Below are 14,431 nucleotides of genomic sequence, written 5' to 3'. Positions count from 1 at the left end.
CGAAGTATTCACGTCGCCATCGACGGACGCCGTGCTCGACGCGATCCGCGCCGTAGCCGGAACCGCGGGGGCCCTGCTGATCGTGAAGAACTACACGGGCGACCGCTTCAACTTTGGCCTCGCCGCCGAGATCGCGCGTGCCGAGGGTATCCCCACGGAAATGGTGATCGTTGCCGACGACGTCGCGCTCTCGGCGAGCGGTGACCATGCGGGCCGCCGTGGCCTCGCGGGGACCGTGCTGGTTCACAAGATTGCCGGTGCAGCCGCAGCAGCAGGCCGCCCGTTGGCCGAGGTCGCGCAGATTGCGCGCGACGTAGCCGCCTCGCTCGGCACCATGGGCGTCGCGCTCACGCCCTGCACAGTCCCGGCCGCGGGCAAGCCGGGCTTTGAGCTCGGCGACGGCGAAATCGAATGGGGCCTCGGTATCCACGGCGAAGCCGGTGTAGAGCGCGGCGCCATGGCGCCGGCCGACGCAATCGTCGAAAGGCTGCTCGCGAAGATCGTCGACGACTTGTCATTGCAAGCGGGGGCGCGAACGGCTTTGCTGGTGAACAATCTCGGCGGCACGCCATCGAGCGAATTGAGCATTGTGGCCGGATCGGCGCTTCGTTATCTTGCGGCCCGCGGCATCCGCGTGGAGCGTGCATGGGCCGGCACCTTCCTGAGCGCGCTCGAGATGTCGGGCGTTTCGTTGACACTGTTGCGCGTGAACGATGAACGCCTCGGCTGGCTCGACGCCGCGGCGCACACCTCCGCGTGGCCTGCGTTGAGCGGCCGCGTTGCGCAGGTTTCCGTGCTGCCCTCACCCGCCACGCCGGACCGTACAAGTGGCGCGACGCTCGCGCCGGAAGCGACGTTGCGCCACGTGATCGAAGCCGTTTGCGCGTGCCTGCTCGAGGCCGAGCCGACCTTGACCGACATGGATCAACGCGTCGGTGACGGCGACCTCGGCATCAGCCTGTCTCGCGGGGCGCGAGGCATTCTCCACGAACTCGATACCTATCCTGCGGAAACAATGCCGGGCGCGGTGTTGCGCAGCCTGTCCGCCACGGTTCGGCGCGTGGTCGGCGGTACTTCGGGACCGCTTTACGCGGTGATGTTGCTGCGTGCCGCGGTCGCGCTCGAGCGAGACGATGGCGTGTCGGCGAGGGCGTGGTCGTCGGCGTTTAGCGAGGGCGTCGCTGGACTGATGGAGTTAGGCGGTGCGCGTCCGGGCGATCGCACGATGGTCGACGCGCTGAAACCTGCTGCCGATGCCTTGCAAGCCGTGCTCGCAAACTCAGAAGACGCGCTCGACACAGCATTGAAAGCCGCCGTCGATGCCGCAACCGAAGGTGTCGAGCAAACCGCGTCGATGCATCCGCGGCGCGGACGGTCGAGTTATGTCGGCGATCGCGCGCTCGGTCACGTGGACCCCGGCGCCCATGCCGTGGCGTTGTGGCTCGCGGCGATTCGCGCCGCACTGGCGCAGAGCTGATCGCAAGAGCTATCCGCAAGACCAAGCCGCAAACTCAGTTGCCAGGTGTTTCAGAAAAGTCCGCCGCCGCCCGCCAAGCGCGGCGGCCTTGTCACGGACGAAGCAGATCGAAGCCCGCCAGCGCGACAACCCCACTCACCACGATCAGCGCGACCGAATGCTGTCCGAAGTAAAGAAGGGCAGCGGCCGACCAGGTCGTCGCCGTGAATGCGGCAATGCGTTTCATGCTTTAAAACCCCAATGCTATCGCCAGCAATCCGCTGACCACGCCACACACCACCACCGCCAAAGCCACCATCGTCAGCACGCGCTTCGGGAACGAACGTCCGAGCATCGCCATCGACGGCACGCTGATCAGCGGCAGCGTCATCAGCAAAGCGCCGGCCGGCCCGGCGGCCATGCCGAAAGAAAGCATGGCCTGGATGATCGGGACTTCGCCCGCGGTCGGAATCACAAACAGCGTTCCGGCGATCGCCAAAGCGACGATCCACAGCAAGCTGTTATCGATGTTGGGTCCAATGTGCGGAAAGAGCCATGTCCGCGCCGCGCCGAGAATCAGCACCAGCACGATGTATTCGGGAATCAGACGCAGCGTCATGGTGCCGAGGATTTTCACCCAGCGCGTGAACGCGGTGCCCGGGTCGTCGGTGGTGACGAGTTTCGCCATGGCTTCGCGCGATGCTTCGGCTTCCTTCGGCGTGACCATCCGGTTCACCAGATAGCCGAGGCCGAACACCATCACGAGGCCCAGGGCGAGCCGCAGGCCCATCCATTGCCAGCCGAGCACGAAGCCCATGAAGATCAGCGTGGCCGGATTGAGGGCCGTGTTACCCAACCAGAACGCGATCGCCGCACCGGGCGCCGCTTGACGGGCGCGCAAGCCGGCCACGACCGGCGCGGCGCAGCACGTGCACATCATGCCCGGCAACGACATCAGGCCGCCCTTCACCACGCTGCTGAAATCGCTCCGGCCGAGTGCGCGTGCGACCCACTGCGGCGGAATCAGCGCCTGCACCGCCGATCCCAGCAGAAGCCCCAGCACCATGGCTTGCCAGATGGCCTTGCCGTAGGCGAGCGCGTAATCGATGGCCGCCTGCCACGACGCCGCGGGCGCGCTCGCCGACGTGCCCATCAAGATCGATTTGCCGATGGAGTGCTGGCTCGCGGCCACGAAGGCGCGGTTGTAGTACGGGAACCACTTCACATAGAAGAGGCCGACGACGGCGATCAGCAGGAATACGATCCAGCCAAGGGCGACGCGGGGCTGCCGGAGGGTTGATTGCATGATGGATGGTCTTGAACTTTTGGTTTTTGAATCAGGTGAGGGCGAGCGCATTGTTATCGAGTTGAGCAAGCAGTGCTTTTGCCTGCTCCACCACGTCGGCGTCGTTGGGCCGGAATTTCATTTGCAAGGCACGCGGCAGCTGGACGAAATGCTGGTGGCTACTGCGCGCATACGCGGGATCATAGTGCCGTTCGATCAGCTCGCGAGCGAGCTCGGCCCGGCTATTTTCATCGACGAGGTGTTGCCAGCCCGTGACACGTTCGCGGCTATGCAAACCGATCATCTTCTGCAGTTGCGCCTTCAACGATTCGGGATCGTCGAACAGGTGCGCATAGTCGTGCAGCAGGAACGCCGCGCGGTCTTCGTGGCTCGACAAGACTTCGACGCAGGCGCCTTGATGGAACGTTTCGAGGAGCGCGGGCGGCAGCGCGATCGAACCGATCCGCCGGCTCTCCGCTTCGACGAACACGGGCCGCAGCGGATCGAAGGTGCGCAGGGCGCTGACCAGCAGCGTGTCGAAGCGCTTCTGCGACGGCTGCGCAATGCCGGCCCACGCGCCGAGCAGCGAACCGCGATGGGCCGCCAGTGCTTCGAGGTCCAGCGTTTGCGCGCCGGCCCGATTCAGCGCGTCAAGCAGGCGCGTCTTGCCGCTGCCTGTCGGGCCCACTAGCGCGATGTAGTTGAACGTCTTCGGCAACGCGTCGAGGGTGTCCAGCGTGGCCCGCCGATAGCTCTTATAGCCACCGTTCAACTGGCGCGCGGGCCAGCCGATCATATTGAAGAGCGTCGTGACCGATCCTGAGCGTTTCCCGCCGCGCCAGCAGTAGATCAGTGGGCGCCAGCTGCGCGGCCGGTCCGCGAAAGTCGTTTCCAGATGATGCGCGATGTTGCGCGCCACCAGCGCCGCGCCGATCCGAGTGCCTTCGAACGGCGAGACCTGCTTGTACATCGTGCCGACCAGAACCCGCTCTTCGTTGCTCAGCACTGGCGCGTTGAGTGCGCCGGGAATATGGTCTTCGGCGAACTCTAGAGGCGTGCGCACATCGATGATTTCATCGAAATCACCGGCTTGGTCGAGGCTGACGAGGAGGTTTTTCAAAGGAAAATGGACGAAACGGACCGGCGGGAGAAGCGAAATTATCGCATGCGCCGTCAATGCCGGCTGGCGGCCGGGTTCCTGGCGCGCCTCGCCGGGTCACCTCCCCGGATCACCTCGGCTCAAACCCGACTGCTTCTCAGATCACCTCGACTTGCCGTTCTCCGCTGACCATTTCGCCGATCACACACGCGTCGTCGAAACCGTCGGCACGGAACAGGGCGAGCACCTCGTCGACCACCGCCGGTGCGCACGAAACCAGCAGGCCGCCCGAGGTTTGCGGATCGGTGAGGAGCGTACGGGCCGTCGACGGTAATGAGGTCGGCAAGACGATGTCTTTGCCGTATGCGTCCCAGTTACGCCCCGAGGCGCCGGTAAAAATGCCGGCCTGGGCGAAGCTGACCACGTCGGGCAACCAGGGCAGATCCGCGTAGCGCACGCGAGCGGTCAGATTCGACCCGCGCGCCAATTCCAGCGTATGACCCAGCAAACCAAAGCCGGTGATGTCCGTGAGGGCATGCACGCCGTCGAGCCGGGATAGCGCCGCGCCCGGCCGGTTGAGCTTGGTGGTGGCCGCGATCATCGCGGCGTAGCCGTTTGAATCCAGCCGGTCTTTTTTCAACGCCGCCGACAGCACGCCCACGCCAAGCGGCTTGCCGAGGATCAGCACGTCGCCCGCCCGCGCGCCTGCATTGCGTTTGACGCGCCGCGGATCGACCACGCCGATCGCAACAAGGCCATAAATGGGTTCCACAGAATCGATCGAATGGCCACCGGCAAGCGGAATGCCGGCTTCGGCACAGACGGACTCGCCGCCTTTCAGCACGGCCGCGATCACGTCGTGCGGTAACACATTGATCGGCATGCCGACGATCGCCAGCGCCATGAGCGGTTTGCCGCCCATGGCGTAGACGTCCGACAGCGCATTGGTTGCGGCGATGCGGCCGAAGTCGAACGGATCGTCGACGATCGGCATGAAGAAATCGGTGGTGGCGACGATTGCCTGCTCGTCGTTGAGCCGGTAGACGGCGGCGTCGTCGGCGGTATCGTTGCCGACCAGCAGGTCGGGAAAGAACGGCAGCGGGGCGCTGCGTCTGAGCAGATCGGCGAGCAGGCCGGGCGCGATCTTGCAGCCGCAGCCTCCGCCGTGTGACAGGCTGGTCAGGCGGGGCGAAAGGTTCGGGGTGGGACGTGTATCGGTCATTGTGGCGCGAATCTCGGGCTTCGAATGACCGCATTATGGCGGTTGTTCGCGCGCCGCGCAGTGCAGTAGCCGCCAAACGTTACTTGTTTCAGAGGCCGGGCACGGCAGCGAAGCCGCACCTGAAATAGCCACGCGCGGCGCGGCCAGTCGAGCCGCGGCAGAGACCCGGTTATTTGTTGCTGCCCGCCCCGGTGCCGTATAGCCCGTTATCGAAGCCGCCAGCACCTTGGGTCTTGTGCCCCTGGCCGGCCGTCTTGCCGCGCGCGGTGCCGGAGGCACCGTCTTTGGTTTGCGGCTTCTGCGATTCGTGGACCGCCGTGGCGGACGCTTCGGGCGCGGCGCCCCTGGAGGAGGTGCGATTTTCCTGCGGCGAGGAGCCATTGCCTTGCGTGATCTGAGCAAAGCTACCCGGGCTCATCGCCAACAGCGCACTAGCGAGCGCGAGCGAAACGATACGCACGGAAGCGCCCCATGTCGCTGCGCTAAAGAAACTGCGTGTCAGAGGGGGAGCGAGGTTTCGACGAGTAGTCATAGGAGCGAACGATCCAGGTAAGGGTTGGTCCTTCGCCAAACCAAGCAGCATGAATGGTGCCCGGCCCGTCGCAACCGGCTGTGGAACTTCATATTTAATGACGTTTTGGCGGAGTGCAGTCTCGCTGCAAGACTTCATATGGGCCTCTATAATCCTTATCAGTATCCTGAAAAAGAGCCGAGGCCATTACATGACCCACATGTCCCGGCGACAGTTTCTAAAGGTCTCCGCCACCACGCTCGCCGGATCAAGTTTGGCCCTCATGGGCTTCTCTCCGGCACCCGCGCTAGCTGAGGTCCGTCAGTACAAACTGTCGCGCACAACCGAAACCCGCAATACCTGCCCGTACTGTTCGGTGGGCTGCGGCATCTTGATGTATGGACTTGGCGACAACGCCAAGAACGCAAAGTCCAGCATCATCCACATTGAAGGCGATCCCGATCACCCGGTAAATCGCGGCACGTTGTGCCCGAAGGGCGCGAGCCTGATCGACTTCATTCATAGTGAGAGCCGGCTGAAGTATCCGGAGTACCGCGCGGCGGGGTCGAATGAATGGCAGCGGATTTCCTGGGAAGACGCGCTCGACCGCATCGCCAGACTGATGAAGGAAGACCGCGACGCCAACTTCGTCGAGACCACGGAAGACGGCAAGAAGGTCAACCGCTGGCTGACCACCGGCGTGCTCGCAGCATCGGCCGGTAGCAATGAAGTAGGGTATTTGACACACAAGACTGTCCGCAGTCTTGGCATGCTCGCATTCGATAATCAGGCACGTGTCTGACATGGCCCGACGGTGGCAGGTCTTGCCCCGACGTTTGGCCGTGGAGCGATGACGAACCATTGGGTCGACATCAAGAACGCGGACGTGATTCTGGTAATGGGCGGCAATGCGGCCGAGGCGCACCCGTGCGGCTTCAAGTGGGTCACGGAAGCGAAGGCGCATCGCAAGGCACGCCTGATCGTGGTCGATCCGCGCTTTACGCGCACGGCATCGGTCGCGGACTATTACGCGCAGATTCGGACCGGCTCGGACATTGTGTTCCTGGGCGGGGTGATCAACTATTTGCTCACCAACGACAAGATCCAGCACGAGTATGTAAAGAACTACACGGACATGCCGTTCATCGTTCGTGAGGACTTCTCGTTTACAGACGGTCTGTATTCCGGCTACAACGCGGATAAACGCAGCTACGACAAGAGTACGTGGGACTATGAGCGCGGCGATGACGGCTTCGCGAAGGTCGATCCGACGCTGCAGCACCCGCGCTGCGTCTATCAACTGATGAAACAGCACTACTCGCGCTATACGCCCGAGCAGGTCGAAAAAGCCTGTGGCACGCCGAAGGACAAATTCCTGAAAGTGTGCGAGATGCTGGCATCGACGGCCGTCCCTGGACGCGCCGGCACGATCCTGTATGCGCTCGGCTGGACGCATCACTCGATCGGCGCGCAGATCATCCGCACCGGCGCCATGGTGCAATTGCTGTTGGGCAACATCGGCATCTCGGGCGGCGGCATGAATGCGCTGCGCGGCCACTCGAACATTCAGGGCTTGACTGACCTGGGGCTGATGTCGAACCTGCTGCCGGGTTACATGACCTTGCCGTTGGAAGCCGAGCAGGATTACGACGGCTTCATCACGAAGCGCGCCAGCCAGCCGCTGCGGCCGAACCAGCTCAGCTACTGGCGCAACTATCGCGCGTTCCACGTCAGTTTCATGAAGTCGTGGTGGGGCGATAACGCGACCGCCGAGAACAATTTCGGCTACGACTATCTGCCCAAGCTCGATAAGTCGTACGACATGCTGCAAGTCTTCGAGCTGATGAATCAAGGCAAGATGAACGGCTACATCGCGCAGGGCTTCAACCCGCTCGCCGCGGCGCCGAACAAGGCGAAGATCGGCGCGGGTCTGGCCAAGCTGAAGTGGCTCGTCGTCATGGATCCGCTCGCCACTGAAACCTCCGAGTTCTGGAGGAACTTCGGCGAGTTCAACGACGTCGATCCGTCGAAGATTCAAACGGAAGTCTTCCGTCTGCCGACCACCTGTTTCGCGGAAGAACGCGGCTCGCTGGTCAGCTCGAGCCGCGTGTTGCAGTGGCACTGGCAGGGCGCGGACGGCCCGGGCGAAGCGAAGAGCGATCTGGAAATCATGGCGGGGCTGTGGCTGCGCATCCGCAAGGCTTACCAGGAACATGGCGGCAAGTATCCCGATCCGATTCTCAAGATGAGCTGGCCGTATTCGAATCCGGAAAGCCCAACGCCCGAGGAACTCGCCATGGAGTTCAATGGCAAGGCGCTCGCCGACGTTACCGATCCCACCGACAAAACCAAGGTCCTCGCCAAAAAGGGCGAGCAATTGGCGAGTTTCGCGCAGCTTCGGGACGACGGCAGCACGGCAAGCGGCTGCTGGATTTTCTGCGGGTCGTGGACCCAGGCGGGCAACCAGATGGGCCGGCGCGACAACTCCGATCCGACCGGCATTGGCAACACGCTGAACTGGGCGTGGGCATGGCCGGCGAACCGGCGCATTCTGTACAACCGTGCTTCGTGCGATTTGAGCGGCAAGCCGTTCGACCCCACCCGCAAGCTGATCGCGTGGAACGGCAAGGCGTGGACCGGAGCGGACATTCCCGACTTCAAGGTGGATGAGCCGCCTGAAAACGGCATGAATCCGTTCATCATGAATCCGGAAGGCGTGGCGCGTTTCTTCTCGCGCGACGGTCTGGTGGAAGGGCCGTTCCCCGAGCACTATGAACCGTTCGAAACGCCGCTCGGTTATAACCCGCTGCATCCGGACCACAAGGCGGTCGTCAGCAGTCCGGCTGCGCGCGTGTTCCCGGACGATCGGGCCGCATTCGGCACGCACGAGAACTTCCCGCATACGGCGACCACGTATCGTCTGACCGAGCATTTCCACTACTGGACCAAGCACGCGCGTTTGAATGCGATCGTGCAGCCGCAACAGTTCGTGGAAATCGGCGAGGACCTGGCGAAGGAAGTCGGCGTGGTTGCGGGCGATCGCGTGAAGGTGTCGTCCAATCGCGGGCACATCATCGCCGTGGCGCTCGTCACCAAGCGGATCAAACCGCTGATGATCGAAGGGAAAAAGGTCCAGACAGTCGGATTGCCGTTGCATTGGGGCTTCAAGGGACTCACGAAGCCGGGCTATCTCGTCAATACGCTAACGCCTTCCGTGGGCGATGGGAATTCGCAGACACCGGAATTCAAGTCGTTCCTCGTCAAGGTCGAAAAGGCATAAGGAAAAGAGATGGCACTGCAATCACTGGATATCAAACGCCTCTCGGCTACGACCTTGCCCGAGCCGCAGATCCGTGTGCCGGTCACGGGCACGGTCGCCAAGCTCATCGATGTGTCGAAGTGCATCGGCTGCAAGGCGTGTCAGACGGCGTGTATGGAATGGAACGATCTGCGCGACGAGATCGGCACGACGACCGGCATCTATGACAACCCGCGCGACCTGTCGGAGCATTCGTGGACCGTCATGCGTTTCTCGGAGTACGAGAATACCGAAGGCGATCTCGAGTGGCTGATCCGCAAGGACGGCTGCATGCACTGCGAGGATCCGGGCTGTCTGAAGGCCTGTCCTTCTCCGGGCGCGATCGTGCAGTACACGAACGGCATCGTGGATTTTCACGAGGAGAACTGCATTGGCTGCGGCTATTGCATCACCGGTTGCCCGTTCAACGTGCCGCGCATTTCGAAGCAGGACAACCGCGCGTACAAATGCACGCTGTGTTCGGACCGCGTGGCTGTCGGTCAGGAACCGGCCTGCGTGAAGACCTGCCCGACCGGTGCGATCATGTTCGGCACCAAGGAGGACATGAAGCAGCAGGCGGCGGATCGGATCGTCGATCTGAAGGATCGTGGCTTCCAGAACGCCGGTTTGTACGATCCGGCCGGTGTGGGCGGCACGCACGTGATGTACGTGCTGCATCACGCCGACAAGCCCACCCTGTACCACGGCTTGCCGCAGAATCCGAAGATCAGCGTGATGGTTTCCATCTGGAAAGGTCTGGCCAAGCCGCTGGCGCTGGCCGGCATCGCGTTCGCCGCCGTGGCGGGTTTCTTCCACTACACGCGCGTGGGTCCGAACGAGGTGACGGAGGCGGAAGAAGCCGAAGCACAGCACGAGGTCGATGAAGCACGTCGTTCCCGGGAGGCATCCGATGAAGCACGCTGAGCATGATGAGCACGGTGTGCTCAAAGATGTGAAGGGCAACGGTCTGATTCAGCGCTACACGCCGAATGAACGGACGAATCACTGGATCACGGCGATCACGTTCGTGCTGCTGGCGTTATCAGGCCTCGCCATGTTTCATCCGGCGATGTCGTGGCTCTACGCGATCTTCGGCGGCGGGCAATGGACGCGGATTCTGCATCCCTTCGTGGGTTGCGTGATGTTCCTGTCGTTCCTGATTCTGGCGTTGCGCTTCTGGCATCACAACTATCTGGACCGCGCCGACATCCAATGGATGAAGCAGATCGACGACGTGCTCAACAATCGTGAGGACAAGCTCCCCGCGATCGGCAAGTACAACGCCGGCCAAAAGCTGCTGTTTTTCACGATGGTGATCTGCTTGCTGCTGTTACTGGCGAGCGGCATCGTGATCTGGCGGCGCTATTTCTCGTTCTATTTCCCGATCGAGGTCATCCGTCTCGCGGCGCTGGTTCATGCCGCGGCGGCGTTCGTGCTGATCGTCGGCATCGTCGTGCATATTTATGCGGCGTTGTGGATCAAGGGCTCGATTGGCGCCATGACGCGCGGGACCGTGACCTACGGCTGGGCGAGAAAGCATCATCCGAACTGGTTCAAGGAAATCATCGGCAAGTAGGATCGGTAAAGCACAGGTAAAAGTGCGGCGCGACTTGCCGCGCACCGCACTCCGAGCCGCCGCCCGTGTTCGACGAACCGCGGCGGCTCTTTCGTTTTCAGCGCGGTTTTCAGCGCAGTTTTCAGAGGTCGATACTGTGGTTCAACGCATTCTTGAAGCCGGCGATATCGAGTCGCTCGATCACTCGGCGATTCCCCGCATCCGTACGCCGGAACGGCTGGCGGTGTTTTCGGCACGTGCGGCGCGACTGCGTCAACTGGCCGCGCTCAGCAATCCGATTGCCGGATATTTGCGCCTGATGGCCGTGCTCGCCGACGCGCAGCAAGCGGTGATCGTGAATTTCAAGGCGAAGCCGCCCAGCGCCGAGTTGATTGCGAGCGCGCAACAGCACTCCATGCCGTTGATTCCGGCGCTCTCCGGCGTACGCGATCCGGCGTGGCACGACGTTCTGCTTCAGTTGCTCGACAAGGTGCAAGCCGCCGGCCCGTTGCTGCCGCCGCTCGAAGCGCTGATTGCCAGGCTGAGAACCCTCGATCAAGCCACGCTCGAAGTCCAGGCCGATGCGATCTTCGCGCAGCGTTTCGACGAAATCGATCCGGCGAGCGCGCCGTTTATCATGGCCGCGCTGCAAGTGGTGTGGACCGATCTCGCTGCCGATATCGACAAGCGCGACGTGCCGTATCTCGAGACGCTCGGCCTGTGTCCCGTCTGCGGATCGCATCCGGTGGCGAGCATGGTGCGGGTAGGCGGCGCGTATGACAATTACCGCTACCTGCAATGCGGTCTGTGTGCGACCGAATGGCACATGGTCCGCTCGAAATGTTCGAACTGCGACTCGACCAAAGGCATCGCCTATCACGCGGTCGGCTCGCAAGACGCCGACGAGGCCGCTCGGGAGGCCGATACGAAGAATGCATTCCTGAAGGCGGAGTCGTGCGACGAATGCCATACTTACCGCAAGATCGGCATTCAGTCGAAGGATTACGATTTCGAACCGTTCGCGGACGATCTCGCCAGTCTCACGCTGGATCTGCTGATGGGGGCGGAAGGTTACCGGCGCGCGTCGCCGCATCCGTGGCTGTGGCCGGAGCAGGCTGGCAGCGCAGACGAGTCTTCCGGCGAGTCCGACTGAAAAGAGGATTGCCTCGTGAGCGATGTAACCGGCTCTGAATTGCGCGCGCTGATGGCGCGTGTGCCGTCGGTGGAAAAAGTGTTGGCGTCGGCCGAATTTGCGGCGCTGCTGAGCGAGTTCGGCCGCACGCAGGTGTTGGGCGCGTTGCGTCAGGCGCTCGATAGCTGGCGTGTCAGCGCGCAGTCCGGCGTTGCGTCGGTGTGCGCGCTCGATGTCGCACAACTGCAGGTATCGGTCGAAGCCGCGCTGCGCCAGCGCAACGAGACGCGCTTGCGGAGCGTCTTCAATCTGACCGGCACCGTGCTGCATACCAACCTCGGCCGCGCGCTGTTGCCGGACGAAGCGGTGCAGGCCGTGATGAAAGCGCTCACGCAACCGGCCAATCTCGAGTTCGATCTCGGCACTGGCAAGCGCGGTGACCGCGACGATCTGATCGACGAACTCATTTGCGAGTTGACCGGCGCTGAAGCGGCGACCGTGGTCAACAACAACGCGGCCGCGGTGTTGCTCACGTTGTCCGCGTTGGCCTCGCGGAAAGAAGTGATCGTGTCGCGTGGCGAGCTGGTTGAAATCGGCGGCGCGTTTCGGATTCCCGACATCATGAGCCGCGCGGGCGCCAGGCTGCGCGAAGTCGGCACCACCAATCGCACGCATCTGAAGGATTACGACGAAGCCATTGGCCCGCAAACCGCGTTGCTGATGAAAGTCCACGCGAGTAACTACGCAATCAACGGTTTCACGAAAGAAGTCGGTATCGAGGCGATTGCGCCGCTCGCGCATTCGCGTGGCCTTGCGGTTGCCGTGGACCTCGGCAGCGGCACGCTGGTCGATCTGACGCAATGGGGTTTGCCGCGTGAGACGACGGTGCGCGAAACCATCGAAGCCGGCGCCGACCTTGTCACTTTTAGCGGCGACAAGCTGCTCGGTGGCCCGCAGGCCGGCCTGATTGTCGGCCGGCGCGATCTGATTGCGAAGATCAAGAAGCATCCGCTCAAGCGCGCGTTACGGGTCGGCAAATTGACGTTGGCGGCGCTGGAACCTGTGCTGCAGCTGTATCGCGCACCGGAAAAGCTGGCCGAGCGGCTGACCACGCTGCGTTTGCTCACTCGTTCGAGCGACGAGATCCGGCTTGCCGCGGAACGGGTACAACCCGCGTTGCAGCGCATGGTCGGCGAACGTTATGCCGTGGCGGCGGAGCCCATGTTCAGCCAGATCGGCAGCGGCGCGTTGCCCGTCGATGTATTGCCGAGCCATGGCCTCGTCGTCAGGACGGCCGATGGCAAACGCGGCGGCCGGCAATTGCTCGCGCTCGAAAAACGGCTGCGCGAGATGGCTCGGCCGGTCATCGGCCGGATCGCGGACGATGCGTTGCGCCTCGATCTGCGCTGTCTCGAAGCCGCCGATGAAGCGCAATTGATCGAGCAACTGAAGGACGCCCACGCATGATCGTCGGTACGGCGGGGCATATCGACCACGGCAAGACGAGTCTGGTGAGAGCGCTATCGGGCGTCGATACGGATCGCCTCAAGGAAGAAAAGGCGCGCGGCATTTCGATCGAACTGGGCTATGCGTACGTGCCGCTTGAAAACGGCGACGTGCTCGGCCTGATCGACGTGCCGGGCCACGAAAAGCTCGTGCATACGATGACCGCGGGTGCCAGCGGGATCGATTTCGCGCTGCTCGTGATCGCCGCGGATGATGGCGTGATGCCGCAAACGCGCGAACATCTCGCGATTGTGGAACTCCTCGGCATCAAGCGCGGCGCGATCGCACTGACCAAGATAGACCGCGTTGACGCTGAGCGGCTGCAGCAGGTGCGCGAAGAGATTGCGGCATTTTTGAGCTGCACCGTGCTGCGGAACGCACCGGTATTCGAGACCTGCGCGACGCGTGACGACGATCCTGGCGTGGCCGAGCTAAAGGCGCATTTGCATGCAGCGGCGGCCGAGTGGCGCATGAAGCGCGACGACGGCCTGTTTCGTCTCGCCGTCGATCGGGTTTTCACACTCGCGGGTCAAGGCACGATCGTGACAGGGACCGTGGTGGCGGGACGCGTCAGCGTGGGCGATACCATGCTGCTCGCGCCGAAGAATCAGCCGGTGCGTGTGCGCAGCATTCATGCGCAGAATCGTCCCGCTGAGAGCGGACGCGCGGGCGAGCGTTGCGCGTTGAATCTGGCAGGCATCGAGAAGAGCGCGATCGATCGCGGCGACTGGATCGTCGATCCGCGTTTGCCGCAAGCTTCGGAACGTATCGACGTCATGCTGACGCTCCTTGCCGATGCACCGTTGACGCTCGAGCATTGGGCGCCGCTGCACGTGCATCTGGGCACGCAGCATCAGGTCGCGCATGTTGCGTTGCTCGATGGCGAGACACTCGGCGCAGGTCAGCGGGCGCGCGTGCAGTTCGTGTTTGAACGGCCGGTGTGTGCGCTTCCCGGCGACCGCTTTGTCGTGCGCAACGCGCAGGCTAGTCGCACGATTGGCGGCGGTCATGTGCTGGATCCGTTCGCCCCTTCGCGCAAGCGTCGCTCGGCCGAGCGGCTTGCGTGGCTCGATGCGATTCAGCGCATGCTCGACACCGGCGCGCTGGATTCGCTGTTGGCGAGAGCGCCGCATGGGTTATCCCGTTCGTTGCTGGAAAGACTGACGGGCATGCAGGCAGCCGTGCTCGCGTTGCCTTCTGATACGCGCGTCGTGGAGCTTCCCGGTAACGATGCATTGCTGGTCGCAGACGCGTCGTGGCAGGCCTTGGCGGCGCGGCTGACTACGACACTCAAGCAGTACCACGAGCGCTCGCCAGACGAACTGGGCCCGGATATATCGCGCTTGCGCCGGATCGCAGCGCCGCTT

At 63.0% G+C, this 14,431-nt stretch carries 12 protein-coding genes; 7 read left to right on the top strand and 5 right to left on the bottom strand.

Annotated elements, in window-relative coordinates; all coding sequences use genetic code 11:
- A partial coding sequence (dhaL, locus tag QOC89_RS07625; protein ID WP_323044471.1) for a dihydroxyacetone kinase subunit DhaL occupies nt 1–1,477 on the top strand: 1,477 nt, incomplete at its 5' end.
- A 91-nt stretch (nt 1,478–1,568) separates the two neighbouring features.
- Here dhaL and QOC89_RS07620 read toward each other — a convergent pair.
- From QOC89_RS07620 to QOC89_RS07600, 5 genes are all read right to left on the bottom strand, one after another.
- Nucleotides 1,569–1,703: a hypothetical protein gene (locus QOC89_RS07620; RefSeq protein ID WP_323044470.1), complete on the bottom strand. Its 135-nt coding sequence runs from the start codon at nt 1,701–1,703 to the stop codon at nt 1,569–1,571.
- A 3-nt stretch (nt 1,704–1,706) separates the two neighbouring features.
- On the bottom strand, nt 1,707–2,762 hold the full coding sequence (locus QOC89_RS07615) for a permease (RefSeq protein WP_323044469.1): 1,056 nt from the start codon (nt 2,760–2,762) through the stop codon (nt 1,707–1,709).
- 31 nt (nt 2,763–2,793) lie between these two features.
- Nucleotides 2,794–3,861: a tRNA 2-selenouridine(34) synthase MnmH gene (gene mnmH / locus QOC89_RS07610; protein ID WP_323044468.1), complete on the bottom strand. Its 1,068-nt coding sequence runs from the start codon at nt 3,859–3,861 to the stop codon at nt 2,794–2,796.
- A gap of 136 nt (nt 3,862–3,997) precedes the next feature.
- Complete coding sequence (selD, locus tag QOC89_RS07605) at nt 3,998–5,062, bottom strand: selenide, water dikinase SelD (RefSeq protein WP_323044467.1); 1,065 nt, start codon at nt 5,060–5,062, stop codon at nt 3,998–4,000.
- Nucleotides 5,063–5,231: 169 nt separating this feature from the next.
- Entirely contained in the window at nt 5,232–5,594 is a 363-nt protein-coding gene (locus tag QOC89_RS07600; RefSeq protein WP_323044466.1) for a beta-xylosidase, read from the bottom strand.
- 190 nt (nt 5,595–5,784) lie between these two features.
- Here QOC89_RS07600 and fdnG point away from each other — a divergent pair, with 190 nt between their 5' ends.
- The 6 genes from fdnG to selB form a co-directional block, all read left to right on the top strand.
- Complete coding sequence (gene fdnG, locus QOC89_RS07595; protein ID WP_323044465.1) at nt 5,785–8,853, top strand: formate dehydrogenase-N subunit alpha; 3,069 nt, start codon at nt 5,785–5,787, stop codon at nt 8,851–8,853.
- 9 nt (nt 8,854–8,862) lie between these two features.
- The gene (fdxH, locus tag QOC89_RS07590; protein ID WP_323044464.1) at nt 8,863–9,795 is read left to right on the top strand and encodes a formate dehydrogenase subunit beta; all 933 of its coding nucleotides are present in this window, start codon (nt 8,863–8,865) and stop codon (nt 9,793–9,795) included.
- A complete protein-coding gene (locus QOC89_RS07585) occupies nt 9,782–10,447 on the top strand; it encodes a formate dehydrogenase subunit gamma (RefSeq protein WP_323044463.1) in 666 nt (221 codons plus the stop codon). The genes fdxH and QOC89_RS07585 overlap by 14 nt, the downstream gene beginning before the upstream one ends.
- A gap of 136 nt (nt 10,448–10,583) precedes the next feature.
- The gene (fdhE, locus tag QOC89_RS07580; RefSeq protein ID WP_323044462.1) at nt 10,584–11,579 is read left to right on the top strand and encodes a formate dehydrogenase accessory protein FdhE; all 996 of its coding nucleotides are present in this window, start codon (nt 10,584–10,586) and stop codon (nt 11,577–11,579) included.
- 15 nt (nt 11,580–11,594) lie between these two features.
- Nucleotides 11,595–13,025, top strand: coding sequence for an L-seryl-tRNA(Sec) selenium transferase (gene selA, locus QOC89_RS07575; RefSeq protein WP_323044461.1), 1,431 nt, complete (start codon nt 11,595–11,597; stop codon nt 13,023–13,025).
- Nucleotides 13,022–14,431 (top strand): selenocysteine-specific translation elongation factor (gene selB, locus QOC89_RS07570; protein WP_323044460.1); only part of this gene is annotated, 1,410 nt, incomplete at its 3' end. The genes selA and selB, both read left to right, overlap by 4 nt.

It is taken from the genome of Paraburkholderia sp. (assembly GCF_034668105.1).
GTDB lineage: Bacteria > Pseudomonadota > Gammaproteobacteria > Burkholderiales > Burkholderiaceae > Paraburkholderia.
This window is presented reverse-complemented; position numbering and strand designations above follow the sequence as displayed.